Here is a 26540-nt window from a genome sequence, read left to right as displayed (position 1 = left end):
GGTCGTTCTCTTACGAGGATGAAGGGGGTTAGCCTCTCCCCATGACCATGGACCCGAAGCCCAGTTCCCGCGACCGACTGCTGGAGGTGGCCGCCACGCTCTCCTACGCCGACGGCGTCGGCATCGGTGTGGAGGCGCTGTGCAAGGCCGCCGGGGTGTCAAAGCGCTCGATGTACCAGCTGTTCGAGAGCAAGGGCGAACTGCTGGCCGCCAGTCTGGAGCGGCGTGCCGCCGCCTTCGGCGCCCGGCTCCTGCCCGAGCAGGGCGATGCGCGGTCCCCTCGCGAGCGGATCACACATGTCTTCGAGCAGCTGGAGTCGCAGGCGGGCATGGCGGAGTACCAGGGCTGCCCCTACCTCGCGGTCCAGGTCGAACTGAAGGACCCGGAGCATCCCGCGAGCCGGGTTGCCCAGCGGGTCAAGCAGAGCCTGGAGGCGTTCTTCCGCGAGGAGGCCGAACGGGGCGGAGCCGGTGACCCCGAGCTGCTGGCCCGGCAGCTGATCCTGGTCTTCGACGGGGCCAGCGCCCGTGCCGGGATCCGGGCCGACAACCTGGCCCGGCTGGTCGCACCGACCATCGCCACCCTCCTGGACGCGGCCGGCGTGCGCTGACGCGGCGCTCTCAGGCCTTGCGGGCCGGGAGCAGCCGCCGGTAGAAGCCATCTACCTCGCGGCGTCGGCCCACCTCGGCGGCGTCGGCGTCGAGTGTGCGCCCGAAGCCGTCGCCGAATGCCCGGTTGTGGCGGAGCGGACGCCGGCCCGGCCCTTGCCTTCGGCGCGTCCGCACGTCCGCCAAGGCCCGGCCTTTGCCTTCGGCGCGTCGGCACGTCCGCCAAGGCCCGGCCTTTGCCTTCGGCGCGTCGGCACGTCCGCCAAGGCCCGGCCTTTGCCTTCGGCGCGTCGGCACGTCCGCCAAGGCCCGGCCTTTGCCTTCGGCGCGTCGGCACGTCCGCCAAGGCCCGGCCTTTGCCTTCGGCGCGTCGGCACGTCCGCCAAGGCCCGGCCTTTGCCTTCGGCGCGTCGGCACGTCCGCCAAGGCCCGGCCTTTGCCTTCGGCGCGTCGGCACGTCCGCCAAGGCCCGGCCTTTGCCTTCGGCGCGTCGGCACGTCCGCCAAGGCCCGGCCCTTGCCTTCGCGCATCTGCCCCGTCCGCCACGCCCTCGGCCGTCCTCACCTGGCGGGCCGCCCCGGAGTCGCGCAGCGTGGAGGCGGGAGCTTGGGCGCGGCCGCCGATGGGCCACGGGAGAGGTGGGACGACATATGGACAGGGATGCCCCGAGGCCGCGTGTCGTGGTCGGTGTCGACGGGTCGCCGTCCTCGTACGCGGCGCTGCGTTGGGCCGTCCGCCAGGCCTGTCTCGTCGGCGGCACCGTGGACGCGGTCGCCGCGTGGGAGCTGCCGGGGATGTTCGGTTGGTCGGGTCCGGCCGTGGACGCCGATGTCGACGAGGAGGCGGCCCGGCAGGGGCTGGCCCAGGAACTGACGGAGGTGCTCGGTACCGAGCCCGCCGCCCCGGTCAGGCCGCTCGTGGTGCGCGGCAACCCCGTCGACGTGCTGCTGAGGGCGTCCGAGGGAGCCGAGGCCCTGGTCGTGGGCGGCCGGGGCAGGGGCGGCTTCGCCCGTGCCCTGCTGGGGTCCGTCAGTCACCATGTGGCGCTGCACGCGAACTGTCCGGTCGTGATCGTCCGCCCGCAGGCGGCGTGACGAACGCCCCGGTCACAAGGCTGCACGGCGGCATCCCGCATCCCTGCCCCTCTCTGACGCGCCCCTGGCGGACCGACTTGCGAGCCGGCCCGGTGAACCGACGCGGTCGGACGCCTGCGCGAGGGACCATGAGATGAGGAGGGCCCGTGTCGAGCGGACATGAGGCTCGCCGGAAGGGCGGTGCGTTGTGATCACCCGAGTGCGGATGCCGTACCGGCATCTCACGCCTCCGGCCAAGTCGGGGCCGCCGCCGGACCGGCCCGGTCCACCGACCCGGCAGCAGCCGCGGTCTGGCTGGCCCTGGTGGATCATTCCCCTGGTCTGGGTGGCGTTCCTGACCGTCCTCATGCTCGTCCGTGCCCCGTCGGGGACCCCGCCCGCGCACCTGTCCTACAGCGACTTCGTCGGCAAGGTCGGTGTCGGGCAGGTGAAGACGGTCGACGTCAACGACAAGGGGGCGGTCAGCGGCACCCTGAAGAACGGCACGAAGTTCACGACCCAGATCCCCACGGCGCTGGGCACGGGTCCGCTCCAGCAGCAGCTCCAGGCGAAGCACGTACAGATCACCGCCTCCCGGAGCAAGAGCGGCGGCAACCCCTTCGCGTCGGTCGTGGTGGCCCTGCTCCCCCTGCTGCTCCTGTTCGGGTTCTTCTGGTGGATCGGACGCCGCGCCGCGCGTTCGGTCACGGGCGGGCTCAGCGCCATCGGCCGTTCCCGGGCGAAGATCATCGAGGCGGAGCGGCCCACCACGAGGTTCGACGACGTGGCCGGATACGACGGGGTCAAGCAGGAGATCAGTGAGGTCGTCGACTTCCTGCGCAACCCGGCGCGCTACGCCGCCGCAGGTGCCAAGGGCCCGCGGGGAGTGATCATGGTGGGGCCGCCGGGCACCGGCAAGACCCTCTTCGCCCGTGCCGTCGCCGGGGAGGCCGACGTGCCGTTCCTGTCGGTGACCGGGTCCGCCTTCGTCGAGATGTTCGTCGGGGTCGGCGCGTCCCGGGTACGGGACCTGTTCGACGAGGCCCGCAAGCGCGCCCCGTCCATCATCTTCATCGACGAGATCGACGCCGTCGGCGCCCGTCGCGCGGGCGGCGCACGGCTCGGCGGCAACGACGAGCGCGAACAGACCCTCAACCAGCTGCTGGCCGAGATGGACGGCTTCGACCAGTCCACCGGCATCGTCGTCGTCGCCGCCACCAACCGGCCCGAGGCCCTCGATCCCGCCCTGCTGCGCCCCGGACGTTTCGACCGGCAGGTCACCGTGCCGCTGCCCAACCAGGCCGAACGCGCCGCCATCCTCACCGTGCACGCCCGTGGCAAGATCCTCGCTCGCGACGTCGACCTCGACGCCGTCGCCCGCGCCACGCCGGGCTTCTCCGGCGCCGACCTCGCCAACCTGGTGAACGAGGCCGCCATCAACGCCGTACGAGCCGACCGCGTCCTGATCGAGCAGCACGACCTCGACGCCGCCCGCGACCGCGTCCTGCTCGGCCGCCGTGAGGCCTCCAACGCCCTGCTGCCCGAAGAGCGCCATGCGGTCGCCGTCCACGAATCGGGCCATGCCCTGGTCGCCGCGCTGTGCGAGCACGCCGACCCCGTCGCCAAGGTCACCGTGCTGCCGTCGGGCATGACGCTCGGGGTGACCGAGCAGCTGCCCGAGGCCGAACGCCATCTGTACAGCGAGGGCTATCTGACCGACCTGCTCGCGGTCCGCCTCGGGGGCCGGGCCGCCGAACTCGTCGTCTTCGGCGAGGGATCGAGCGGTGCCGCCAACGACCTGGCCGGGGCCACCCAGATCGCCACCCGCATGGTCCGGGACTTCGGACTGTCGCCGGCCCTCGGTCCCGTGGGCTACGCCGCCGCCAACCCGCGCTATCTGGGCGAGAACGTCGAGGAACCCCTGCGGCAGCCCTACTCGGAGCAGACCCAGCGGATCATCGACGAGGAGGCCGCACGGCTGCTGCGCGAGGCGGAGGAGCGGGCCACGGGGCTGATACGTGAGTACCGTCGGGCCCTGGACAGGCTCTCCGACCTGCTCGTCGTCCGCGAGACCATCGACGGCTCCGCCGTACTAGACGTGCTCCGGCAGGAGCGGCAACTACGGCAGGAGCCGGACCACCGGGAGGAAGACGGATCCCGTCCCGGACGCGCCGCCGACGGTCTCCCGCGGGTGACCCCACGGGTCCCCGTCCCCGGCGAGGGACACGGACCGCAGACCGATGCGACGGCTCACCTCGAGGACAAGGGTGAGGCGCGTCAGGAGCGGCAGCTGCCTGACGCGCCGTGACACCTGCCGGCCGGGACACTCAGCTGGCGTGCCTGGACACGACGGGCCTGACGCCCACCATCCGCCAGATCCTGACCTCGCGTACCAGTCCGGGCAGCTCCCTGGCGAGCACCGTCAGTGCCACGCCGCCCAAGAGCAGTGCCTCTGCGATCAGCACTCGTCTGGCCATTTTCCCTACTCCTCGGTCGTCTTCTGCGATGCCGCGCCCGCGCGGGCACGGTCGTGATGGCCGCGTCATCCCGGCGGAAGGTTCGGCATGATCTTCGAGATCGCGTTGTGCTTCTTCCAGTGGATCCCGGTCGAGCGGCGTGCGTCGGCGGTCCCGTCCTTGTGATGTCCGGGCTGCCGCTTGTAGGGGCCGCGGTTGCCCTCGTGCAGCCCGGCGACATGGCTGGGCGTATCCGGACTGGCGTCCGGCGTGCCCACTCGGATCCTGCCCATCGTCTCCTCCTTGCAGGTTTCCTACGGTTGTTCGGTCAGCTCCGCGAAGAACTGCTCGATTGCGGGCCACACCCGGCCGCCGCCGGACAGGCCCCGCCATTCCCGTCGCACCAGCGCGACCATCCGGAAGCAGTCGTCGATCGGGGTGATCCAGTGGTGCTGCGCGGAACGGGCGGTGTTGACCAGCAGCGCCTCCACCTCCGGTTCGAGCGTGGCGAGCTGTGGGCAGCGGGTCACGACGTCCTGCCAGGCCGTCGGATCCGCCTCCCAGCGCGTGGCCCCCGCGGGGCTCGGATAGTGCGCCGTCACGGTGCCGTCGGTGTGCCGTACGAAGAAGGCCAGCCCCACCGGGACGCCCAGCGCCTGCGTCCTGACCGGAGGCAGCCGCACCCTCCGGCTCGGCACCAGCCGGTACCGTCCCTCGCTCGCCGCCCCCTCGACGAAGAGCAGGGAGCAGGGCCGGCATGCGCACAGCACCTCCTCCCGGCCCGTTTCGAGCAGGTGCCGGTGCTCGGAGGGGACGTCCACGCCGCACAGGTCGCAGCGCTCCGCGTCCGCCCGCCGGTCGGCGGCGGAGCGGATGACGCGGGCGAGCGCACCGGTGGTCATGACCGCTCCCCGACCGACGCCGTCCGCAGGGTGAGCGCCTCCACGGGTACGAAGGTGGTCTTCCGTCCGCCCTCCCCGGGTGCCTGCTCGACGCCGGAGAGCTCGGGGGCCAGGGTGAGCACGGCCTCGCGGACCGCGTCCTCCAGGACCGCCGAGGAGGTCCCGCACCCCTTGGCCGCGAGCCGCACCCGGGCCACTCCCTCCTCGACGCCCTTCAACTCGACGTCTCCGCCCCGCTCCCGCACCGCCGGACGCAGCGCGTCGACCGCCCGGGCGGCCCGGCGCTCGGGCGGTTCCGGGTGGATGCCGTGGAGGACCAGAAGATGGCCGACGAGTTCGTCGCCCGCCATATGGTCGACCAGGCCCGCGTCGGCGCCGTCGAGCACCCGGGCCAGGGCCTCGCCGTAGACCTCGGTGAGGGCCTGCACCGCCTCGATCGCCGCGCCGGTCATCGGGCCGGGAGCTCCTTCGATCTGTTCGAGCAACCGGTCGATGCGCGACAACCGCTCCGCGACCGCGGTCCCGTCGAGCCGTACGGACTCAGGCATGAGCCGCTCCGTAGGTGGGCGAGTGCAGCTTGCTCAGCGTGTTGCCCTTGCCGAGGTACATGTGCACACCACAGGGCAGGCAGGGGTCGAAGCTGCGGACGGTGCGCATGATGTCGACGCCCTTGAAGTCGTCGGGGCCGTTCTCCTCGAAGATCGGCTGACCCTGGACGGCGTCCTCGTACGGGCCAGGCGTGCCGTAACTGTCCCTCGGGCTCCCGTTCCACGGAGTCGGCGGGTACGGGTGGTAGTTCGCGATCTTACGGTCCTTGATCACCAGGTGGTGGGAGAGGACGCCGCGTACCGCCTCGTGGAACCCGCAGCCGATCGCCTCGTCAGGCACCTCGTAGTTCTCGAAGACCTTGGTGTCGCCCGCGCGGATGAATCCCATCGCCTTCTCCAGGAAGTTGAAGGCCATCGCGGCGGCGTACGCGACGAAGTACGGCCGGGCACGGTCGCGTTCGATGGTGTTGCTCCACTGGGGGATCTTCCACTCCAGAGTCATCTCCGGCAGCTTCTCGCTCTTGGGCAGCGAGATCTGCACGCTGTGCCCGGTGGCCTTGACATAGGGCGTGTCGACCAGGCCGTTGAGCGCGGTCGACCACAGGCGGGCCAGCGGGCCGCCGCCGGTGTCCAGGGCGAGGTGCTCGTTGGTGTTCTTGTCGTACCAGCGCGGGCTCATCACCCAGCTGTAGTTGCCGCTGAAGTCCCGCTTCTGCGGCAGCGGTACCGTCGTCTGGTTCCACGGGTGCCGCATGTCGACGGGGTTGCCGAGCGGATCGTGGGTGACGAACGGCTCCTCGTTTCCCCAGTCCTCGTAGTACGAACTGCCCAGCAGGATCCGGATGCCGAGGTTGATGTCGACGAGGTCGTTGGTGACGAGCCTGCCGTCCACGATGATGCCGGGCGTGACGTACATCGCCCTGCCCCATTCGCTCATCGTCTCGTAGCGGTAGTCGCACACCTCCGGGTTCTGCCAGGCGCCCCAGCAGCCGAGCATGATCCGTCGCCTGCCCACCTCCTCGTAGCCCGGCAGCGCCTCGTAGAAGAAGTCGAAGACGTCGTCGTTCATCGCCACGGCCATCTTGACGAAGTCGATGACGCGGATCAGCCGGGAGAGGTAGTCGGTGAACGTGGTCGGCTCCGGCATGGTGCCGACACCGCCCGGATACAGGGTGGAGGGGTGGACGTGACGCCCCTCCATCAGACAGAACATCTCGCGGGTGATCCGGCTGACCTTGAGCGCCTCCTTGTACACCTCGCCCTCGAACGGATTGAAGGCGCGCATGATGTCGGCGATGGTCCGGTAGCCGTGAATGTTCCCGTTGCGTGCCTCGGTGCGCTCGGCCCGGGCCAGGACGCTGGGGTTGGTGGCCTTGACCATGGCCTCGCAGAAGTCGACGAAGACCAGGTTGTCCTGGAAGATCGTGTGGTCGAAGATGTACTCGGCCGCCTCGCCCAGGTTGACGATGGTGTCCGCGAGCATCGGCGGCTTGACGCCATAGGCCATCTGCTGGGCGTAGTTGGAACACGTGGTGTGGTTGTCGCCGCAGATGCCGCAGATGCGGGACGTGATGAAGCCCGCGTCACGCGGGTCCTTGCCCCTCATGAAGACGGAGTAGCCCCGGAAGAGCGACGAAGTGCTGTGGCACTCCACCACTTCCCGGTTCGCGAAGTCGATCTTCGTGTAGATGCCGAGATTGCCGACGATCCGGGTGATCGGATCCCAGGACATGTCCACGATCTGCGCGGGTTTGCGCTCCGCGCCCCGCGCCTCGGTTGCCGTCATGTCCGTGTCTTCCTCGCTCTCTCTCGCTTGTCCTGTCTCAGGGGCGCCAGTGCGGGTCGTAACCGCTGGTCAGCTCTGCCTTGTCGTGGCGCCACTTGGGCTCGCGGTTGACGGCCATGTTGGTGAAGCCGCGCAGCCGCCGGATCACGGCCCCGTAGGGCCTGATGAGTGCCGACGAGAAGGTGGCGCCCGTCGGTTCGTCCATGAACGGCATGAAGGCGTCCGGGAAACCCGGCATCGTGCAGCCGATGCAGATGCCCCCGACGTTCGGGCAGCCGCCCACGCCCGCCATCCAGCCGCGCTTGGGTACGTTGCAGTTGACGACCGGGCCCCAACAGCCCACCTTGACCAGGCACTTGGGCGAGTTGTAGTCCCTGGCGAAGTCGGCCTGCTCGTAGTACGCGGCGCGGTCGCACCCCTCGTGGACCGTCTTTCCGAACAGCCACTGGGGGCGCAGGTTCTCGTCCAGCGGGGGTGGCGGAGCCGACCCGGCCGCGTGGTAGAGCAGCCAGGTCAGCGCCTCCATGAAGTTCTCCGGCTGGATCGGACAGCCGGGTACGTTGATGATCGGCAGCGCGCCCTGCGACCTGAAGTCCCAGCCCAGGTAGTCGGCCAGGCCCATGGAGCCCGTCGGGTTGCCGGCCATCGCGTGGATACCGCCGTACGTGGCGCACGTACCGGCCGCGACGACCGCCCAGGCCCGGGGAGCGAGATGATCGATCCACCAGTTGAGCGTGAGCGGTTCGCCCGTGTCCGGGTCGTTGCCGAACGACGTCCAGTAGCCGTCGCCCTCGATGATGTTCTGGTTGGGGATCGAGCCCTCGATGACCAGGACGAACGGCTCCAGCTCGCCACGCGCCGCCGCGCGGAAGGGAGCGAGGAAGTCCTCGCCGCCCATGGCGGGAGAGAGCACCTTGTTGTGCAGGTTCACCTTCGGCAGGCCCGGTACGAGCCCGAGGACGATGTCCTCGATCGCCGGCTGACCGGCCGCCGTCATCGCGATGGTGTCACCGTCGCAGCTCATGCCCTCGGAGATCCACAGGATATGGACCTCGTCGAATCCGTGTCTGTTCTCAGCCCTCGCGGGATGTTTGCTGACCTTCGTCGTACCGCTTTCGACGGTCATGTCATCGGCCTCCCTTGCAGTCGGTCCCGGAGTCGGTCGTAGGCCGCGGCCACCGGTCCGGCGAGCGACAGGGCGGGAGGCTCGGCCGGTGCGTGTGGGTGCGGTCGGGTCGGGGCGGTCTGCCTGGCCCGTACGAGGAGCTGCCCCAGTTCGTCGAGTTCCCGCTGGGAGACCGCGTCGCGGAGTTGCGGCATCAGCCCGCCCTCCTCCTCACGGACGTGCTCCTCGATCTCCCGGCGCAGCCGCTCGACGAGTTCGCCCGTGCGGTCGTCGTCTGCGGGCAGCTTGTCCAGGGCCAGCAGCGTCTCCTTGGCCGCCTTGTGCTCGGCCAGGTACCTGTGGATCTCGTGCGCGCCCCCCGGGAGAACCTTCTTGGCCAGCGGGTAGAGCATCAGCTCTTCGAGGGCCGCGTGCCGGGAGAGCTCCCGGATGAGGGTCTCCACCACCGCCCGGCGCTGTGTCCCGTCGGCGGCGGCGTGGTAGTCGCGGAACAGTTGCTCCACCTTCCGGTGGTCATGCTTCAGCAACTCGATGGCGTCCATGACACCCTTCCTGGTCCGGGACGGCGGCCGCCTGCGTGTCCGGTTCGGCGGCCGACGTCCGTACGCCGCCGACCGCCACCGGCACGCCGTCAAGCTCAGGGGAACCCACCGAGCGGTCCGGCGCATCCGCGGACGGGCAAACGGGGGCGGCGGACGGGGTGAGGGAGCGGATGGCTCCGTGCAACCGGGCGAACACCTCCGGTGGCATGGTCTCCACCCGGTCCAGGATCCGCGCGGCCCGGGAGTCGGTGGCGCGCGCCTCGCGCTTCTCGTCGTCGGTGAGCAGCAACGTCCGCAGGGTCAGAATCTCGTCGATCTCCGCGGCGTCGTGCAGGTCGCCGGGGCTCTCCGGCGCCACCTGCGGATGGTCCGGCAGGATGATCGGCGACGACAGCACGAGGGTGTCCGACCCCTCCGGGCCGGCCAGCACCGGGAACGTGTGCAGGTTGCGGCAGTCCCGGACCTGTGCCGCGACCTCGTCGGGCGGGTCGACCGACGAGAGGAAGCTCAGCCCCTCACCGCCGATGAAGGTGTGCGCCGAGATGAGCGCGTGCCGCAAGGCCTCGTCACGCGGGGCCCCGGCCCGCGTCGACCGGCCGGTGTTCTCGGTGCGCACACGCAGCCGGTACAGCGAACCGGGACCGGCGAGCCGTTCGGCGCGCAGTGTCGTCCGTGCCTCGACCGGACGGCGTCGGCGCACCAGGCGTCCCACGCCCCCGGGGAGGTCCTCGGTGTCCTCGCCACCGGGAGCGCCGCAGTCGAACTCGCGGTCCTCCGCCAGGAGTTGGGCAAGCGGAACGACGACGTCGCTCTCGCGCGGCACCGCCTCGTCGAAGGCGAGATGGCGGACCCCCGCGGCCTCCAGGGAGTCCACCGGTGTGCAGCGGCCCTGTGGGTCCCGGCGTTCCACGCTCCTGTCCTGCATCTGGAGGTAACGCACGCGTACGCGCACCACGGCTTCGGCATCCGCCCGCAGCAGGCACTCGGTCTGCTGCTGCCAGGACTCCACCGACCCCGAGACACCGGGCGCCACCGGGCCGTTCGCCTCGGCCCAGGCACGCGGGGCGAGGATGCCGAACTGCCAGCGGACCCGGTTCTTGGGCGACGACTTCCGGTACGGGTAGAGGAGATAGCCCTCGTAGAGGACGGCGTCGGCGACGGCGCACGCCTCCTCGAACGCGCAACCCGCATCGCGCGTGCTCCCGGGCCTCCGATCGGGGTCACTCACCGTCGCTCCTCACTCACCGACTGTCCGTATTGCACCGGTTCACAACAATCACACCTTTTGTCGCGAGGGGCGCGCATTGGCAGCGGAAGGGTGAGTGGCGCGTCGACCGGCGGGAGGCGCCCTTCGGCAGCGCCGGCGACCTACCGGCGGACCGCTGCCGTTCCGCCATTCGGGTGGACGCCCGGGAGCCGCAGCGGCGCGTATGGGGGAGGCAGACGCGTGCCCGTCGTCGGGGGTGGCAGGCTGCGGGCGCGGCTCCGTGGCCGCCCTGGCGGGCCGCCTCCCCGCCGGGCGCACCACGCTCGCGCGCCGTGCGGGCCGTCGGCCGGTGCAGAGCGCGTACGGAAGGAGGGGTACCCGTGGAGATCGTCCCGGTCGAACGGGCCCAACCGGCTCATCCCGGTGCCGCGGTCACCGAGCCGGCGAACCGGCCCCCGCGAGGTGCGCAGGCCGTCAGCGCACGGGTCGGTGCCGCCACCGCCTGGGACCTGTTGCGTATGGCCTTCGCCTCCGTGGCACCGCCCGGCCCTCACCGCGTGCCCGGCGCGGAGGGGGCCTGCGGCGGCTCGTGACCGCCCCTGCCGGGGGCCGGGCCCCAGGGCGCGGAGCCGTGGCGCCCGTCGCCACCACCGGAGCGCGGGCGTGTTCCCGCCGGAGGAACGCACGCGCATGCGTGAGGGGGTTCGAGGGCACCGTTCGACCGCGGCTTCCGGCCGGCGCACCCCACGGAGGAGCGACGCATGACCACCATCGCCATCATCGGAGCCGGCCCCGGACTCGGAGCCGCGGTCGCGCGGCGGTTCGGCCGTGAGGGCTACGACGTCGCCCTCGTCGCCCGGGACCGGGGCCGCCTCGACGCCCTGGCCGCCGAGCTGTCCGACGAGGGCATCCCGGCCCGTGGCTTCGCCGCCGACGTACGCGACCCGCAAGCACTGGCGGCGGCCCTGGACGCCGCGGCCAACGCGCTCGGCCCGATCGAGGTCCTCCAGTACAGCCCGGTGCCGCACCGTGACTTCATGCGGCCGGTCCTGCAGACCACCCCCGCGGATCTGCTGGGCCCCGTCGAGTTCTCCGTATACGGCCCGGTCGCCGCCGTGCAGCGGGTACTGCCCGGCATGCGGGCCCTCGGCCGCGGCACGGTCCTCTTCGTCAACGGAGGCACCGCGGCGGTCCCGCACCCCGACCGGGCGGGCACCTCGATCGCCTTCGCCGCCGAGAGCGCCTACGGCCATCTGCTGCACGACACGCTCGCCGCCGACGGCATCCATGTGGCCCAGCTCGTCATCCCCGGCGCGATCACCCCGGGCCACCCCAGGAAGGACCCGGCCGTGCTCGCGGACACCCTGTGGCGCCTGCACCGGGACCGGCACGGCTTCCGGCACTTCGCCGACGACCTCGAGTCCTGACGGCCCAGGATCCCGTGAGGCGAGGATCGGGCGGGGAGAGACGGTGACGGCGGGCCAGCCACACCGTGTGCGTGTCCAGCAGACGCAGCGCCCCGTGCCGCTCTGTTCGCCGGGCGGCACACCGGGATCCGCCATGGCGCGATGGCGCACGGAGGTGCGGCGGCGGCCGGCCACCACCTCACTGACTCGTCACCGTGCCCGTGAGTAGAGTCGCCGATCATGACGGAGGACTGGCGCAAGGACCGGATCGGGAGCGCGCTGCGGGGGCGGAACCCCACGGTGCTGCGGAGACTGCCGGCGGGGTTCGCGGTGATCGGGGACGTCCAGTTCCTGCCCGGATACTGCGTGCTCCTGGTGGACGACCCCGCCGTACGGCGCCTCTCGGGGCTGCCCCGGAGCAGGCGCCTGGCGTTCCTGTCCGACATGGACAGGCTGGGTGAGGCCGTGGAACGCGCCTGCGGGCGGCTGGATCCGGCGTTCCGGCGGGTCAACCTGGAGATCCTGGGGAACAAGGACGACTTCCTGCACGCGCATGTGTGGCCTCGCTACGCATGGGAGTCCGCCGACCTCGTGGGCCGACCGGTGTGGTCCTACCCACGCGAACGGTGGACCGACGAGCGGTACGCGCTCGGCCCCCGGCACGACGCCCTGCGCCAGGCGATCGGGGAGGAGTTGGACGGGCCGGCCGTCTGACCGACTGCCGACGGCCGACAGTGGACCGGCGCCAGGAACCGCCGCCACGGCCGAAACTGCGTCAGGATGCGCTCGTATGCTGGTGCTCCTATCGCACGCATATCGCTCAAACGAACGTCCAGCGGCGGGAGGGCTCGTGCGTGAGCCGGTCGATCTGAGGCGGCAGCGGATCCTGGCCGCGGTGCAGGCGCGCGGCACGGCGCGCGTGCGGGACCTCGCCGCCCGGCTCCAGGTGTCCGTGAGAGACGCTGCACGGCGCCCGTACCACGCTGGAAGAGGCCGGCCTGCGGATCGCCCTGCACATCGCGCCGCAGCTGCCCGGCGCGGAACGCCCCCAGGCGGAAGGGTCGTTGCGAACGGCGCGCGCGCAGTCGTCCTGGCGCCCGGTGGCGCAGCCGGCGTGCTCATCACCCCGCACCTGGCCGGCTCCCAGGGCAACGGGCGGCGCCGCCTGGCCGACCTCGCCCTGGCCGAGGCCGCGCGCCGGGCGCCGGATTCCTGCATTCCGTACGGTGCGAAAGGCTGGCGTTCCAGGCATGAGCATCCCCTTCCCGCTGCCGCCGGAGGACCGCGAGTCCAGCCCGTACACGGGATACACCCGAGCCCACTGGGAGGCCGTGGCGGACGGGCTGCTGGCGGCCGCCTGGCGCTGGAGCACGCCCGGTGGCGCCCTGCTCGACCTGCCCGGCCGCCCCTCACGCTCGGGGGTGCGCTCCGACGGCCTGGAGGGCTATGCCGGACGTTCCTCGCGGCCGCGTTCCGGGTGGCGGGCGCCGACGGGGCCGACCCGCACGGCTGGCTCGACCGGTACGCCCACGGACTGGCCGCCGGTACCCGCACCCCGGGCCGCGCGGACACCGAGTCCTGGCCGCTGATCCTGGACCACGACGTGCAGGGCCAGCCGATGGTGGAGTCGGCGTCGGTCGCGCTCGGGCTGCGGCTGACCGCGGCCTGGCTGTGGAAGCACCTCGACGGCGACGTCCAGGACCGGGCGGAGGAGTGGCTGCGCGGGGCGCTGCGCCACACTCCCGCACCCAACAACTGGTACCTCTTCCCCTTCACCGTCGCCGGGTTCCTGGAGTCGGTGGGCCGCGGCGACGCGGAGACGGCCGCGGCCCGACGGCGCGCACGCGAGCTGATGGAAGGCTGGTACCGCGGCGACGGCTGGTACGCGGACGGGGACGGACGCGCATTCGACCACTACAACGGCTGGGCCCTGCACCTGTATCCGGTGCTCGACGCCCACCTGGCCGGGGACGACCAGTGGTGCGGGCACTACGGGCCCCGCCTGCGCGCGCACCTGGACGGCTTCTCGCTGATGTTCGGCGCGGACGGCGTACCGCTGCACTTCGGCCGGTCGCTGGCATACCGGTTCGCCGCCTCGGCGGCCGTCGGCCTGGGTGCCCTCACCGGTCACACCCCGCTGACGCCCGGCACCTCCCGGCGTCTGACCAGCGGCAGCCTGCGCCACTTCCTGGACCGAGGCGCACTGAGCGGCGACGGGCTGCTCAGCCTCGGGTGGTACGGCCCGCACGCTCCCACCCTGCAGACCTACTCCGGGCCGTCCTCCCCGTACTGGGCGTCGAAGGCGTTCGTCTCCCTGCTGGCGCCGGCCGGCCATCCGCTGTGGAGGGCCCGGGAGGAGCCCGCGCCCGTCGAGGGCCCCGACCGCGTCCTCGCCCTGCCCGCACCGGGGCTGCTCCTGCAGACGACGCGCGCCGACGGGATCGTACGGCTGCACAACCACGGCAGCGACCATGTGCGGCCGCACGAAGGCGAGGCTGCGGCCGGCGACGATCCGCACTACGGGCGCCAGGCGTACTCCACCCACACCGGACCCACCGCGCCGGGGAACATCGCGGACAACCACCTCTCGGTCGAGGTGGACGGCCGGACGAGCGTACGGCGCCGTATCCACCCCCTGGGAGCCGGGCACGGGGACGGCTGGGGATGGGCCGCGTCCTGGCACCGGCCCGTCTTCGCCGCCGGGCCGCCGATGAGCCCGGGCCTGCGGGTGGAGAGCGTCACAGTGGTCCGGGGACGTTACGAACTGCGGGTCCACCGGGTGGTCGGAGCGCCGGACGGGGCCCGCGTCACCCATACGGGGTGGGCCACCGGCCCCGACGAGCCCGTCGTGTCGGCGCTGCACGGGCTGTACGGCTGGGACGACGGTCCCGAACCGGTCCGTGCGCCCCAGGGCACCGCCTACACCCGCTGGGCCCGGGTGCCCCGGCTCGGCGGACGCGCGGGCGGCACCTCGGTGCATGTGTGCCTGGCCACCCTCACCGCCGAACCCGAGCCCGCGCCCCTGGTGGACGCCGTCGCCGACGTGGTGGTCGACGGCGACGGCGTCGAGGTCACCTGGGCCCTGGACGGGGTACGGTCCCGGGTCGGCTTCCGGCCGCTCGACGTATCGCTCCTGGAGTAGCGAGTAGCGGCGGGCCGTCAGCCGATGTGGTAGCTGTCCCCGTACACCTTCCAGTCCAGCGGCGGGTCCAGGTTCAGATTGCCCTTCCGCAGGAAGACCCGCTGTTCGGTGTCGACCCGGCTGGTGTCGCTGTGGGCCGCCTCCTGCTTCATGGCCCACACCCGCGCGTCGAGGAAGGCGTTGAGGTACGCCACCTCGCCGCCGCCCTGCGCCGGCGGTTTCGCCGTCCGCAGGGCGCGCTTGCGGATGTTGCGGAAGCTCGTGGGGTCGCTCCCGTCGCCGTGCATCACGATGGCGTCGTAGTACGCGAACTGTCCCAGGACCCCCAGCCCGTCCGCCTTGCCCTGCTGGACGGCGGGGTTGAAGTACACCCGGTCGCGCTCGTCGTTCTGCGCCTGCTGGAACGCCGTGTCCTGCGCCGCCTTGCGCCAGTCCTTGGGGAAGTCGGGGTCGAGTCCGGCGTGCGAGGCGCTGCCGTTCACCCGGCGCAGGGCCGGCAGGTACTTGGCGAGGACGTTGCCGGGCTTGCGGTCGGTGTAGAGCTGGACGAGGTCGAGCATGTCGCCGGTGCCGGAACAGAACCCGATGATGCCGGCGGTGTAGCCGCGGCCGTCGCCGATGTCCTCGATGTACTTGTACTGGGCCTTCCAGTCGAGCGAGGAGTTCTCCGCGCTCGACACCAGTTCCATGGCGATCTCCTTCTTCGCCGGGTCGTCCAGTCCGGCTGCCTTGGCGGATGCCGGGGCGGCCGAGACGGGCGGGGCGTTGAGCAGGGGCGCCGCCGCCAGGGAGGCACCGATCAGGGCGAGGAGCGTACGGCGTGAGGTGCCGGCCGGGTGTGCCGCGCCGGGCGATGGTTGCACCACGGGGACTCCAAGTGAGGTGGGGGAGCGGCCAGTCGGCGTGCGGACAGCCGTCCGACCGACCTACTGATAGGAAGGTTTCCTATCAGATCCGCTCGGTGATGGGTACCCGTCAAGCGACAAGTTCGTGGGGAAGCACGGCGGACCGTCCGCGCGACGCGGCCGTGCCGACCGCCTCAGGGCAGCGGCTGTTCTGCCCAGATGATCTTGCCCGTCGCGGTGTAGCGGGTGCCCCAGCGCTCGGCGAGCTGGGCGACGAGGAACAGACCGCGTCCGCCCTCGTCCGTCATGCTCGCGTAGCGCAGATGGGGCGAGGTGCTGCTGCCGTCGAAGACCTCGCAGATCAGGGTGCGGTCGCGCAGCACGCGGACGCGAAGGGGCTCACTGCCGTAACGGATGGCGTTGGTGACCAGCTCGCTGAGCACCAGCTCCGTGGTGAACGTCAGCTCCTCCAGACCCCATTCCGCCAGCTGCCGCGTCACCGCCGCACGGACCTCGCCGACGGCGGCCGGATCCATCGGCACCTCCCATTCGGCGACATGGTCGGCCGCGAGGGCGCGGGTGCGTGCCACGATCAGGGCGATGTCGTCGCTGGGCCGCTGCGGCAGCCGCGCGTCGAGGACGGCTCGGCAGGTGTCCTCGGGTGACGGTCCGGCCTCTGCCAGGGCCGTGCGCAGCAGTTCGTAGCCGGCGTCGATGTCCTGTTCGCGGTCCTCGACGAGCCCGTCCGTGTAGAGGACCAGCCGACTGCCCTCCTTGAGCTCCATGTCGGCCGTCTCGAACGGAAGGCCGCCCACGCCGAGCGGGGGCCCGGCCGGTACATCGGGGAACTCCACACTGCCGTCGGGCCGGATCAGGGCCGGCGGCGGGTGGCCGGCGCGGGCGATGGCGCAGCGCCGGGACATCGGGTCGTAGATCGCGTAGAGACAGGTCGCGCCCGTGATGGGGGCGTTGCCCTCGCCGGCTGCCTCGTCCTGGTCGATGCGGGCGACCAACTCGTCCAGCAGGGCGAGGAGTTCGTCGGGTGGGAGGTCGAGGGACGAGAAGTTGTGGACCGCTGTGCGCAGCCGTCCCATCGTGGCCGCGGCGTGCAGCCCATGGCCCACGACGTCGCCCACGACCAACGCGACACGGGCGCCGGGCAGCGGCAGGACGTCGAACCAGTCGCCACCCACTCCCGCCTGCGCCGGAAGGTAGCGGTAGGCGATGTCCAGCGCGTCCTGTTCGGGCAGCTTCCGCGGCAACAGACTCCGCTGCAGCGTCACCGCCATGCTGTGCTCGCGCGTGTACCGGCGCGCGTTGTCCATCGAGACCGCGGCGCGGGCGACCAGTTCCTCGGCGAGCGCCAGCTCCTCCGTGTCGAAGGGCTCGGGCTTCTCGGAACGCCAGAAGTTGACCAGGCCCAGCACCCGGCTCCCCGCCCGCACGGGCACGGTGATCAGTGAGTGGATGCCGTAGTCCACGACCTGCGCGGTGCGCTCGATGTCCTGCGCGAGCCAGCCCGGGGCGATCCCGAGGCGGGGCTCGATGATGGCCCGGCCGCCGCTGAGAGCGTGCGCCTGCGGGGTGGACTCGACGAAGTGGATCCGCTCGCCGACCGGGTAGAGGGGAGGATCCGTGCGGATCCCGCTGAAGGCGGTGCGGCGCAGATCGGTCCCCGCTTCCGGCTCCTCGCCGTGCAGGACCGCGTCAAACAGGTCCACCGTGACGAAGTCCGCGAACCGGGGGACGGCCAGCTCCGCCAGCTCCTCGGCGGTACGGATCACGTCCAGGCTCGTGCCGACGCCCACCCCGGCGTCGTACAGCAGAGTGAGGCGCTCCCGGGCCAGCTCGGCCTTGCCGGACAGGGCCCGCAGCTCCGTGGAGTCGCGCAGCGTGGCGACGCTGCCGGCCGGGCCGCCCTCCAGGTCCGTGGGCCGCTGGTTGACGGCCAACAGCCGGTCTCCGACCAGGTGTACCTCGTCCGTGGCCACCCGCCCGGAGACCAGGAGCGCGGCGGTGGCGGGCGGAAGGCCGAGGTCGGTCACACGCCGGTGCTCGGCGTCCGGGGGCAGGTCGAGCAGACGGTGCGCCTCGTCGTTGGCGAGCAGCAGATCACCGTCGTCGCTGACGATGATCACTCCCTCCCGGACGGAGTGCAGCACCGCGTCGTGGTGCTCGTACATCCGGGTCATCTCCCGGGGCCCCAGGCCGCGGGTCTGACGGAGCAACCGCCTGCTGACGAGTGCAGTCCCCGCCGTGGCCAGGCCCAGTCCCACCGCCGCGGCAGCCAGCACGAGCGGCAGCTGCCGGTCGGCGGCACCACCCACGTGGGCCGTCGTGATACCGGCCGACACCAGGCCCACGACCTTGCCACCGGGCGTCTTGACCGGCACGACGGCCTGCACCAGCCGGCCGATGGTCCCGTCGATCTCCTCGACCACCGTGCCGCCGGCCACCGCGGGCGCGATGTTCCCGACGAACTTCTTGCCGATGCGGTCCGGCTTGGGGTGCGTGTAGCGGATCCCCTGGGTGTTCATGACGACGATGAAGTCGACCTTGGTCGCCACGCGTGCGGCCTCGGCCCTCGGTTGCAGGACGGCCGTGGGGTCGGGGCCGGTCAGGGCCGCCCGGGTGCCGGGCGCGTTGGCGAACGTCTCGGCGACGGCGAGGGAGCGGTTGCGGGCCTCCTGCGTGGTGTCACGACGTGCCTGCAGGAGCAGCGCGGCCACCGCGGTCACGACCAGCAGCAGCACGATCACCACCTGCAGGACGAAGACTTGCCCGGCGACGCTGCGGCCGCTCAACGCCCACCGCAGGCCCGCGAACGGCCCCGGCCGCGGCGGGCCCGCTTCGCCCTGGTACGCGGCATACGGCGGCTGCCGCGTCGGCCCTGCGCCGTGCTCGGGCGCTCGGCGAGGGCGGTCGTGCGTGCGGGGGGCGCGCACACCGCTGGGGCGACGGGTCGACCGGGTACCGGTTCGACGCGGGAGCCGGACCATGTGCCATGTCTACACTGCCGGGCCCCGGGAGGCGAGGGTGGCCACACAGAGTGAGGATGCGCTGTCTCGCCCCAGGGACCTGCCGGTATCCGGCGAGCGCCGAGCCGGGTGGCGCCGCCGTACGGAGGGGCGGGCGGTGACCGTCCCGGGCCCGCCGACGTCACGCGGCCTGGCGCCACCCGCACGACCAGGGGATGCCGGTCCCCGTCCCGCCCGGGCTCGGGGCGGGCCCGGGCCCGCGCCTTCGGAGCCGTGCGCCGGGGCCGACCGCGCCACCGTCGTCCAGTCGACGTGCCCCCTGGCGACACCCCGCCGCCGAGTGGCGGCGCCGCGCTCGCTTTCGGGTGACCCGGGAGCCTGTCTGCGGGGCCGAAGGCGCCCGGAGGGCCGACAATCGCAGTCGGCCGGGCTACTGTGCCCGCACCTCGTCCGCCGGGAGTCCGCCGGGAGTCCGCCGTGTACATCCTGCTCGTGGCCAGCGCGTTCAACAGTCTCACCCAGCGCGTCCATGCCGAACTGCGCGACCGCGGCCACACCGTGGCGGTCGAACTCGCACTTTCGGACGGCTCGTTGACGGACGCCGTACGACGGCACGGGCCGCACCTCGTTCTCGCACCGATGCTGAAGACGGCCATCCCCCAGGAGGTGTGGAGCGCGTACCCCTGCTTCATCGTCCACCCGGGCCCCGTGGGGGACCGGGGCCCGTCCTCCCTCGACTGGGCGATCCAGGAGGGCGGCGAGCGGTGGGGGGTGACGGTCCTTCAGGCGCAGGAGGAGATGGACGCCGGTGACGTGTGGGCTTCCGTCGCGTGCCCGCTGCCACCGGTGGCCAAGAGCGACCTGTACCGCAACGAGATCGCCGACGCGGCACTCGGGGCCGTCCTGCTCGCCGTGGAGCGCTTCGCCTCCGGCACCTACACCCCGCTCGCGCAGGAGGCGGCGCGGACCCGTCCGTACCTCGACCAGAGCGTCCGGCGGATCGACTGGGACGCCGACTCCACGCAAACCGTCGTCCGCAAGCTGCGGGCGGCGGACTCGCAGCCCGGCGTGCTGGACGTCCTGTTCGGCGACGAGTGGTACCTGCACGGCGGCCACCCCGAGGACGTCCTGCGCGGCGCCCCCGGGCAACTGCTCGCCACCCGGGCCGGGGCGATCTGCCGGGCGACCAGGGACGGCGCCGTATGGCTGCCCGAGCTGCGACGGCGGCGCCGTCCGGGCGGGCCGCCCACGTACCGACTCCCCTCGGCAAGGGCCCTCGGGGACCGGCTGCCTCCGCTGCCGGAACTCCCAGCGCCTCCCGAGGCGGGGTGGCGGACCTGGACCGACATCCGCTACCGCGAGGAGGGGAACGTCGGCTTCCTCTCGTTCTCCTTCCCGGGCGGCGCGATGAGCACCGCACAGTGCCGACGCCTGCTCGACGCCTACCGCGAGGCCTGCGCACGGCCCACCTCCGTCCTGGTGCTGGGCGGCCGGCGGGACTTCTTCTCCAACGGAATCCACCTCAACGTCATCGAGGCCGCCGAGGACCCCGCCGCGGAGTCCTGGGCCAACATCAACGCCATCGACGACCTGGTCGAGGCGGTCCTGACGACCACGGACCGGCTGGTGGTCGCCGCGTTGGGGGGCAACGCCGCCGCCGGCGGCGTGATGCTCGCGCTGGCGGCCGACGAGGTGTGGTGCCGCGCCGGCTGCGTACTGAATCCGCACTACCGTCTGATGGGTCTGTACGGCTCCGAGTACTGGACGTACTCGCTGCCCCGCAGGGTCGGTGCCGCGGCGGCCGACCGGCTGATGCGCGAGGCCCTGCCGATGAGCGCCGTGAGCGCGCGGGGCCTCGGGCTCGTCGACCGGGTGGTCGAATGCGGGCCGCAGGACTTCGCCGTGGAGGTCGGCCGGCTGGCGGCCCGGCTGGCGTCGCTGCCCGGGACCCGGTCCCGGATCGCGGCGAAGAAGGCCGTCCTGGACCAACAGGAGGCCGACGAGCCGCTGTCCGCCTTCCGGGAACGGGAGCTGGCCAGGATGTACCGGACCTTCCACGACCCGGCGGCCCCGTACCACGCACTGAGGCGCGCGTTCGTGCGCAAGCAGAAGCCGTCGCACACGCCCCCGCATCTGGCCCTCGCCACGGGCGCCCGGGCAACGGCGGAGCCGGTCCGTCCTGGACCCCCGGCCCACGACACGGCCCACGGGGGCGTCTCCACGCGGTCGGACGACTGACAACGAGAGATCCGGCAGCCCCGGGGCCGTCCCGGGCTGCAGCCCGCGAAGGCGGTGGGAGCCGCCCTCACCAGCACCACCGGAAGGACCGCTCCGTGAGCGTGACCGCGTTCGCCCCGGAAACCGAGGCGCGCTTCGCCCTGGCCCGCCAGGTGGCCGACGCCGTCCTCTTCGAGGGTTATCTGCTGCGCCCGAACCGCGGCGGTGCCGCCGGGAACCGGCTGCGCTCGCAGGTCGGAGTGCTTGTACCGCCCGCCTGGGGCGCCGACCGTGAAGAGCACGACTTCCAGCACACCGAATGCCTGATGGAGCCCAGGGCCGGTGCCACCCTGGCGGTCGAACTGCGCTTCCTGCGCGCCAGACGGCGCACGGTCCAGCGGGCCTGCCCGGACGGCGCGTTCGAGACCGTGCCCGAACTCCGGCTGGGGGACCGGAACCTGGTCCCCGGGGACGAGGGAACCGAGGAGCGCGTCGAGGCGGTCGTGACCGTGGACGAGCTCATTCACGGCGAGGGCGTCACGCTCCCGTTCGGCAGGCCCGCGGCCGAGGAGAGCGAGCCCGTCCTCGACGACGACGGGCGCCCCGTCGGCCGTACGATCAGCCGGCACGAGGAGATCAGCGGCGTACTGCGGCTGTCGGCACACGAACTCGACGGACCCTGCCGGGTGACGCGCCTGACCGCGGTCGTCGAGAACACCAGTACCTGGACGCCCGTGGACGGCCGGGCCGCCGACCGGGACGCGGCACTCCCTCGCTGCCTGGTGGCCACCCACCTTCTGATGGGACTGAGCGCCGGGTCGTTCCTGTCGATGACGGATCCCCCCGAGTGGGCCAGGAGCGCGACCGCCTCCTGCCGCAACCTTCACACCTGGCCCGTCCTCGCCGGTGAACCCGGCCGTGCCGATGTGGTGCTGTCCTCACCGATCACCCTGGAGGACCATCCGGCCGTATCCCCCGACAGCCCCGGCACGCCGCGCGGCGCGAGCGGGACCGACGGGATCCTGGCGCCGGGCGGCCCGGTGGACGCGATGCACACGGCTCCCGCCGCGGGATTCCCCGACGAGTACGGGGTGATGCGTCCGGACACCCCGTGGGACACGGCGACCGAGGCGGGGTTCGACCCGGCGCACGACCGGGTCGTGGTGGCCGGCCGGCCGGTGTGCGCCGGGAGCCGGGTCCGGCTGGACCCGGGCCTGCGGCGCACCGACGCCCAGGACCAGTTCCTGCGCGGCCGCACCGCGAAGGTCGAGGCCGTGCTGCACGACGTGGACGGTTCGGTGCACCTGGCGGTGACGGTGGAGGACGACCCGGGCGCCGACATCCGCCGTACGCAGGGGAGCTTCCTCTACTTCCGGACCGACGAGATCACCCCCGTGGAGGACGAGGCATGAGCGTTCCACCGGACGGTGGCAGGGTCCTCGTGGCCGGGATCGGGAACGTCTTCCTCGGGGACGACGGCTTCGGCGTGGAGACCGTGCGCGCGCTGACCGGGCGTCACCTGCCCGGCCACGTCGAGGTCGCGGACATCGGCGTACGAGGAGTGCACCTCGCCTACCAGCTCCTCGACGGCTACGACACCCTGATCCTGGTGGACGCCACCGCGCGCGGCCAGGACCCGGGCACCCTGTACGTCATCGAGCACGACAGCGCGGCAGGAGACGGCCCGCAGGGCGCGCTGCTCGACGGCCACCGGATGACCCCCGACGCCGTACTCGCCCTGATGGCCACGCTCTGCGACGGCACCGGAGGACGGCCGCCGCGGCGCACCCTGGTGGTGGGATGCGAACCCGCCTCGGTCGAGGAACGCATCGGCCTCAGCCCGCCGGTGGCCGGCGCCGTACCGGAGGCCGTCCGGCTGATCGAAGAGATCCTGCGGGCCGGCGAACCGGATGAGCCCGCGGCGGCGGCTCTCGCGCGCGACGCCGCGAAGTGACGGGCGCCGCCCTCCGGCCGACCGCACCGTGCCGTGCCGTCCTGTGCCGTTGCGGCGAACGGCGTACGCGGCCCCGGGGCGACGGCGTGCCGGTGCGCCTGCCCGGGGTGCCTCACCTCTAATGGACGTCGGCGCGCCGCGCCGCGCCCGCCCGCCCCCACGGGGCGGGGCCGGCCTTCGCCGGGACGGAGACCCATGCACGAGATGTCCATCGCACTGGCGGTGATCGGCCAGGTGGAAGAGGCGGCCGAGCGGGCCGGCGACGTCACCGCGGTGCATTCGGTACGGCTCCAGGTGGGCGAGTTGGCCGGAGTCGTACCCGACGCCCTGTCCTTCTGCTTCGAACTTGCCTGTGCCGGGACCGTGCTGGAAGGCGCGGAGCTGGTCACCGACACCGTGCCCGGGCGAGCCCGCTGCGCACCGTGCGCGCACGAATGGGCCGTCGGCATGCCGCCCCTGCTCAGCTGTCCGCGCTGCGACGGGGGAAGCACCGACCTGCTGTCCGGCCGTGAACTGCAGATCGTCGGCGTGCGGTGGGAGGACGGCCGGACGCCCACCGCCACCCCCGAACCGACCCCCGAGGAGCGCTGAACCATGTGCCGTGTGGTCGACCTGCAACAGGCCGTACTCGCCAAGAACGACCGGGCCGCGCACACCCTGCGCACCGAGCTGGCCGACCGCGGCACCACGGTCGTCAATCTGCTCTCCAGCCCGGGCAGCGGCAAGACCGCCCTGCTGGAACGCGAACTGGTCGTGGCCCGGGAGCGGTCCGTGCCGGTGGCCGCGCTGACCGCCGATCTCGCCACCGAGAACGACGCGGCGCGGCTGGCGCGTTCGGGAGTCCCCGTCAAACAGGTCCTCACCGACGGGCTGTGCCACCTGGAGGCGGCGATGCTCGCCGGCCACCTGGAGGGATGGCTGCCGGACGCGACCCGGCTGCTGTTCGTGGAGAACGTCGGCAACCTCGTCTGCCCGGCCTCCTACGACCTGGGCGAGACACTGCGCGTCGTGCTCGCCTCCGTGACCGAGGGCGAGGACAAGCCGCTCAAGTACCCCACCGCGTTCGGCCTCGCCCACCTGGTGGTGGTCACCAAGACCGACATCGCGGAGGCGGTCGCCTTCGACGAGGCCGCGTTCCGCGCCAACGTCGAACAGGTCAACCCCGGTGTCGAGGTGCTGATGACCTCGGCCCGCCGGGAGCTGGGCGTCGGCGCCCTGCTCGACCGGGCACTGGCCGCGGCGGACGGCGCCCCGCCGCACAGACCCGTCATGGCCCGTGAGCCCCACGCTCACACGCATACGCACGACCACACGCACGGCACCGACGTCATGGCGCAGTCCCGCTCGTGAGCGCTCCGCCCTCGACGGCCGTCGGGGTCCGGTGGCGGCTGCGCAGAAGGGTCACGGTGCGGGGCGTGGTGCAGGGTGTCGGCTTCCGGCCCTACGTCCACGCCCTCGCCACCGCCCTGGACCTGTCCGGGCACGTCACCAACACCCCCGAGGGCGTCGTCGCCGAGGTCGAGGGAGCACCCCAGGCCGTCGCCCGGTTCTGCGAGCGCATCGCCGTGGACGCGCCCCCGCTCGCCCGGGTGGACTCCGTCGACCACCAGGAGGTGCCCGCCACCGGTGACAGCGCCTTCACCATCCTCGCCTCCCGCACGGACGGCCCCTCGGGAACCCTGATCCCGCCCGACACGGCCACCTGTGAGGCGTGTCTGCGTGAGCTGGCCGATCCCGCCGACCGGCGTCACCGTCACGCCTTCGTCAACTGCACGCACTGCGGCCCGAGGTTCACGATCGTCACCGGCGTCCCCTACGACCGGGCGCAGACCACCATGGCCGGCTTCGCCCTGTGTCCCGACTGTGCCCGCGAGTACGCCGATCCGGCCGACCGCCGCTTCCACGCACAGCCGGTGGCCTGCCCGGCCTGCGGACCACGGCTGCGCCTGCTCGTCGCCGGCCCGGACGGCGGTCCACCGGAAGGCAGCACGGAAGGGGACCCGATCGCCGGGGCGCGCGGGCTTCTGGCGAGCGGGGCGATCCTCGCGGTCAAGGGCCTGGGCGGCTACCACCTGGCCTGCGACGCCACCGACGCCGCCGTCGTCGCGCGGCTGCGCCGCCGCAAGGCCCGGGGGGACAAGCCCTTCGCCGTGATGGCCGCCGGACTCGACGACATCGAGCACCTCGTACGACTCGCTCCCGAGGAGCGCGGCCTGCTCACCGGCAGCACCAGACCCATCGTGCTGCTGCGCCGCCGTGCCGCCGCGCAGGCGCCCGAAGCCCCGCGGCCGGCCGAGACCGTCGCGCCCGGCAGCCCCGACCTCGGCATCATGCTGCCGTACACCCCGCTGCACCATCTCCTGTTCGGTCTGCCCGGCGACCCCGAGGGCCCCCGGCTGCTCGTCATGACCAGCGGCAATGTGTCCGGCGAGCCGATCGTCACCGACGACGGGGAGGCGCTTCGACGGCTGGCACGCCTGGCCGACGCCTGGCTCACGCACGACCGGCCGATCCACGTCCCGTGCGACGACTCGGTGGTGCGCGTGTGCGACGGACAGCCGCTGATCGTGCGGCGCGCCCGTGGGTACGCCCCCCTTCCGCTGACGCTTCCGGTGCCCGTGCGCCCCGCCCTCGCCGTCGGCGGAGACCTCAAGAACGTGTTCTGCCTCGGCGAGGGACGCCGCGCCTGGCTGTCCGCCCACATCGGAGACATGGACGACCTGGCCACCCAGCGGGCCTTCGAACGCGCCGAGGCACAACTGCGGGCGATCACCCCGGTGCGGCCCCGGCTGCTGGCCGCCGACCGGCATCCCGCCTACCGCTCCGCCCGGTGGGCCACCCGGAACGCGGGGGACCGGCCCGTCGTCCGCGTCCAGCACCACCACGCCCATGTCGCCGCCGCGATGGCCGAGCACGGGCTCGACGGCGGCCGGACGGTGATGGGAGTCGCCTTCGACGGCACGGGCTACGGGGACGACGGGGCCGTATGGGGCGGGGAGTTCCTGCTCGCCGACTACGACGGCTACACCCGGTTCGGGCACCTCGCGTATGTTCCGCTGCCCGGCGCAGACGCCGCCGTGCACCGGCCGTACCGCATGGCGCTCGCGCATCTGCGCGCGGCCGGCATCGGCTGGTCGGACGATCTCGCCTGCGTGGCCGCCTGTCCGTCCGACGAACGCCCCGTGCTGGCACGGCAGTTGGAGCGGAACCTGAACTGCGTCCCCACCTCCAGCATGGGCCGGCTCTTCGACGCGGTGTCGTCCCTGGCGGGCGTGTGCCACCGGTCCGGCTACGAGGCCCAGGCCGCCGTCGAGCTGGAGGCCGCCGCGCTACGGGCACCAGCAGGGGACACCGCCGCCTACCCCTTCGCCGTCCGGGCGGCCCGGCCGGACGGCGGCCCGGTGGCGGCGGACGCGGCGCCCCTGCTGACGGCGATCGTCGAGGACCTGCGGGCCGGCGCGGAACCGGCCCTCGTCGCGGCCCGCTTCCACCGGGCTGTGGCCGGTCTCGTGCATCGGCTGTGCGTGCTGGCGCGTAAGCGGCACGGAGTGGACACGGTCGCCCTGACCGGTGGCGTGTTCCTCAACTCCCTGCTGTCCTCGGCCTGCGCGAAGGCCCTTGACGCGGACGGCTTCACGGTGCTGCGCCACCACCTGGTGCCGCCGGGCGACGGCGGTCTGGCCCTCGGCCAGCTCGTGGTGGCCGCCCGCGCGGCGAACCGGACCGAAGCCCCCGACTGACGAACCGTC

The 26540-nt window shown here is 72.6% G+C and carries 22 protein-coding genes and 1 pseudogene; 13 read left to right on the top strand and 10 right to left on the bottom strand.

Features of this window, described 5'->3' with window-relative positions:
* Positions 1-41 precede the first annotated feature (41 nt).
* The 3 genes from ASC56_RS11025 (at position 42) to ftsH (ending at position 3990) form a co-directional block, all read left to right on the top strand.
* Positions 42-611 (top strand): TetR/AcrR family transcriptional regulator, encoded by a 570-nt coding sequence (locus ASC56_RS11025; protein WP_055491136.1) that lies wholly within the window; start codon positions 42-44, stop codon positions 609-611.
* Between the two features lie 648 nt (positions 612-1259).
* Positions 1260-1703, top strand: coding sequence for a universal stress protein (locus ASC56_RS11020; RefSeq protein ID WP_055491135.1), 444 nt, complete (start codon positions 1260-1262; stop codon positions 1701-1703).
* 187 nt (positions 1704-1890) lie between these two features.
* Positions 1891-3990, top strand: coding sequence for an ATP-dependent zinc metalloprotease FtsH (ftsH, locus tag ASC56_RS11015; RefSeq protein ID WP_234376924.1), 2100 nt, complete (start codon positions 1891-1893; stop codon positions 3988-3990).
* Positions 3991-4009: 19 nt separating this feature from the next.
* Here ftsH and ASC56_RS41155 read toward each other — a convergent pair whose 3' ends face one another.
* From ASC56_RS41155 to ASC56_RS10980, 8 genes are all read right to left on the bottom strand, one after another.
* The gene (locus ASC56_RS41155) at positions 4010-4159 is read right to left on the bottom strand and encodes a hypothetical protein (RefSeq protein ID WP_199835962.1); all 150 of its coding nucleotides are present in this window, start codon (positions 4157-4159) and stop codon (positions 4010-4012) included.
* A gap of 65 nt (positions 4160-4224) precedes the next feature.
* Entirely contained in the window at positions 4225-4431 is a 207-nt protein-coding gene (locus ASC56_RS11010) for a hypothetical protein (RefSeq protein WP_055491134.1), read from the bottom strand.
* 21 nt (positions 4432-4452) lie between these two features.
* Positions 4453-5040: a DUF5947 family protein gene (locus ASC56_RS11005; RefSeq protein WP_055491133.1), complete on the bottom strand. Its 588-nt coding sequence runs from the start codon at positions 5038-5040 to the stop codon at positions 4453-4455.
* Complete coding sequence (locus ASC56_RS11000) at positions 5037-5588, bottom strand: NifU family protein (protein ID WP_055491132.1); 552 nt, start codon at positions 5586-5588, stop codon at positions 5037-5039. The genes ASC56_RS11005 and ASC56_RS11000 overlap by 4 nt, the downstream gene beginning before the upstream one ends.
* The gene (locus tag ASC56_RS10995) at positions 5581-7374 is read right to left on the bottom strand and encodes a nickel-dependent hydrogenase large subunit (protein ID WP_055491131.1); all 1794 of its coding nucleotides are present in this window, start codon (positions 7372-7374) and stop codon (positions 5581-5583) included. Before ASC56_RS10995 ends, ASC56_RS11000 begins: the two co-directional genes overlap by 8 nt.
* Positions 7375-7411: 37 nt before the next feature.
* On the bottom strand, positions 7412-8500 hold the full coding sequence (locus ASC56_RS10990) for a hydrogenase expression protein HypE (protein ID WP_055491130.1): 1089 nt from the start codon (positions 8498-8500) through the stop codon (positions 7412-7414).
* A complete protein-coding gene (locus ASC56_RS10985) occupies positions 8497-9042 on the bottom strand; it encodes a hemerythrin domain-containing protein (RefSeq protein ID WP_055491129.1) in 546 nt (181 codons plus the stop codon). The genes ASC56_RS10990 and ASC56_RS10985 overlap by 4 nt, the downstream gene beginning before the upstream one ends.
* Positions 9014-10270: a hypothetical protein gene (locus ASC56_RS10980; protein WP_055491128.1), complete on the bottom strand. Its 1257-nt coding sequence runs from the start codon at positions 10268-10270 to the stop codon at positions 9014-9016. The genes ASC56_RS10985 and ASC56_RS10980 overlap by 29 nt, the downstream gene beginning before the upstream one ends.
* 359 nt (positions 10271-10629) lie before the next feature.
* Between ASC56_RS10980 and ASC56_RS10975 the strand changes: the two genes are divergently transcribed.
* The 4 genes and pseudogenes from ASC56_RS10975 to ASC56_RS10960 all read left to right on the top strand — a co-directional run bounded on the left by ASC56_RS10975 (position 10630) and on the right by ASC56_RS10960 (position 14797).
* Entirely contained in the window at positions 10630-10842 is a 213-nt protein-coding gene (locus ASC56_RS10975; protein WP_055491127.1) for a hypothetical protein, read from the top strand.
* A 168-nt stretch (positions 10843-11010) separates the two neighbouring features.
* Positions 11011-11676, top strand: a complete 666-nt coding sequence (locus ASC56_RS10970; protein WP_055491126.1) for an SDR family oxidoreductase — start codon at positions 11011-11013, stop codon at positions 11674-11676.
* A 219-nt stretch (positions 11677-11895) separates the two neighbouring features.
* The gene (locus tag ASC56_RS10965; RefSeq protein WP_055491125.1) at positions 11896-12369 is read left to right on the top strand and encodes a hypothetical protein; all 474 of its coding nucleotides are present in this window, start codon (positions 11896-11898) and stop codon (positions 12367-12369) included.
* A gap of 536 nt (positions 12370-12905) precedes the next feature.
* A pseudogene (locus tag ASC56_RS10960) lies at positions 12906-14797 on the top strand (DUF2264 domain-containing protein).
* Between the two features lie 17 nt (positions 14798-14814).
* Here the strand turns inward: ASC56_RS10960 and ASC56_RS10955 are convergent.
* Positions 14815-15660 carry a chitosanase gene (locus ASC56_RS10955; protein ID WP_371330064.1) on the bottom strand — a complete coding sequence of 282 codons (846 nt, stop codon included), beginning with the start codon at positions 15658-15660 and terminating at the stop codon, positions 14815-14817.
* Between the two features lie 176 nt (positions 15661-15836).
* Entirely contained in the window at positions 15837-18641 is a 2805-nt protein-coding gene (locus ASC56_RS10950) for a SpoIIE family protein phosphatase/ATP-binding protein (RefSeq protein ID WP_199835961.1), read from the bottom strand.
* A 456-nt stretch (positions 18642-19097) separates the two neighbouring features.
* Here ASC56_RS10950 and ASC56_RS10945 point away from each other — a divergent pair, with 456 nt between their 5' ends.
* The 6 genes from ASC56_RS10945 to hypF all read left to right on the top strand — a co-directional run bounded on the left by ASC56_RS10945 (position 19098) and on the right by hypF (position 26531).
* Positions 19098-20858 (top strand): hydrogenase maturation protein, encoded by a 1761-nt coding sequence (locus ASC56_RS10945; RefSeq protein WP_079102434.1) that lies wholly within the window; start codon positions 19098-19100, stop codon positions 20856-20858.
* Positions 20859-20953: 95 nt separating this feature from the next.
* A complete protein-coding gene (locus ASC56_RS10940; protein WP_055491123.1) occupies positions 20954-22249 on the top strand; it encodes a hypothetical protein in 1296 nt (431 codons plus the stop codon).
* Positions 22246-22791: a hydrogenase maturation protease gene (locus ASC56_RS10935; protein ID WP_055491122.1), complete on the top strand. Its 546-nt coding sequence runs from the start codon at positions 22246-22248 to the stop codon at positions 22789-22791. The genes ASC56_RS10940 and ASC56_RS10935 overlap by 4 nt, the downstream gene beginning before the upstream one ends.
* 195 nt (positions 22792-22986) lie before the next feature.
* Complete coding sequence (gene hypA, locus ASC56_RS10930; RefSeq protein ID WP_055491121.1) at positions 22987-23382, top strand: hydrogenase maturation nickel metallochaperone HypA; 396 nt, start codon at positions 22987-22989, stop codon at positions 23380-23382.
* A 3-nt stretch (positions 23383-23385) separates the two neighbouring features.
* Entirely contained in the window at positions 23386-24141 is a 756-nt protein-coding gene (hypB, locus tag ASC56_RS10925) for a hydrogenase nickel incorporation protein HypB (protein ID WP_055491120.1), read from the top strand.
* Positions 24138-26531 (top strand): carbamoyltransferase HypF, encoded by a 2394-nt coding sequence (hypF, locus tag ASC56_RS10920; protein ID WP_055491119.1) that lies wholly within the window; start codon positions 24138-24140, stop codon positions 26529-26531. The genes hypB and hypF overlap by 4 nt, the downstream gene beginning before the upstream one ends.
* Positions 26532-26540: the final 9 nt, after the last annotated feature.

This window comes from Streptomyces sp. TP-A0356, from assembly GCF_001417775.1.
Lineage (GTDB): Bacteria > Actinomycetota > Actinomycetes > Streptomycetales > Streptomycetaceae > Streptomyces.
Note: the sequence above shows the minus strand (reverse complement) of the source record. Positions and strands in the feature narration are given on the sequence as shown.

Bases quoted from the DNA above. Each gene is read 5' to 3' on its own strand.
- ASC56_RS11025 (WP_055491136.1), top strand. From the start codon at position 42: ATGACCATGGACCCGAAGCCCAGTTCCCGCGACCGACTGCTGGAGGTG.
- ASC56_RS11020 (WP_055491135.1), top strand. From the start codon at position 1,260: ATGGACAGGGATGCCCCGAGGCCGCGTGTCGTGGTCGGTGTCGACGGG.
- ASC56_RS41155 (WP_199835962.1), bottom strand. From the start codon at position 4,159: ATGGCCAGACGAGTGCTGATCGCAGAGGCACTGCTCTTGGGCGGCGTG.
- ASC56_RS11010 (WP_055491134.1), bottom strand. From the start codon at position 4,431: ATGGGCAGGATCCGAGTGGGCACGCCGGACGCCAGTCCGGATACGCCC.
- ASC56_RS11005 (WP_055491133.1), bottom strand. From the start codon at position 5,040: ATGACCACCGGTGCGCTCGCCCGCGTCATCCGCTCCGCCGCCGACCGG.
- ASC56_RS11000 (WP_055491132.1), bottom strand. From the start codon at position 5,588: ATGCCTGAGTCCGTACGGCTCGACGGGACCGCGGTCGCGGAGCGGTTG.
- ASC56_RS10995 (WP_055491131.1), bottom strand. From the start codon at position 7,374: ATGACGGCAACCGAGGCGCGGGGCGCGGAGCGCAAACCCGCGCAGATC.
- ASC56_RS10990 (WP_055491130.1), bottom strand. From the start codon at position 8,500: ATGACCGTCGAAAGCGGTACGACGAAGGTCAGCAAACATCCCGCGAGG.
- ASC56_RS10985 (WP_055491129.1), bottom strand. From the start codon at position 9,042: ATGGACGCCATCGAGTTGCTGAAGCATGACCACCGGAAGGTGGAGCAA.
- ASC56_RS10970 (WP_055491126.1), top strand. From the start codon at position 11,011: ATGACCACCATCGCCATCATCGGAGCCGGCCCCGGACTCGGAGCCGCG.
- ASC56_RS10965 (WP_055491125.1), top strand. From the start codon at position 11,896: ATGACGGAGGACTGGCGCAAGGACCGGATCGGGAGCGCGCTGCGGGGG.
- ASC56_RS10950 (WP_199835961.1), bottom strand. From the start codon at position 18,641: ATGGTCCGGCTCCCGCGTCGAACCGGTACCCGGTCGACCCGTCGCCCC.
- ASC56_RS10935 (WP_055491122.1), top strand. From the start codon at position 22,246: ATGAGCGTTCCACCGGACGGTGGCAGGGTCCTCGTGGCCGGGATCGGG.
- hypA (WP_055491121.1), top strand. From the start codon at position 22,987: ATGCACGAGATGTCCATCGCACTGGCGGTGATCGGCCAGGTGGAAGAG.
- hypB (WP_055491120.1), top strand. From the start codon at position 23,386: ATGTGCCGTGTGGTCGACCTGCAACAGGCCGTACTCGCCAAGAACGAC.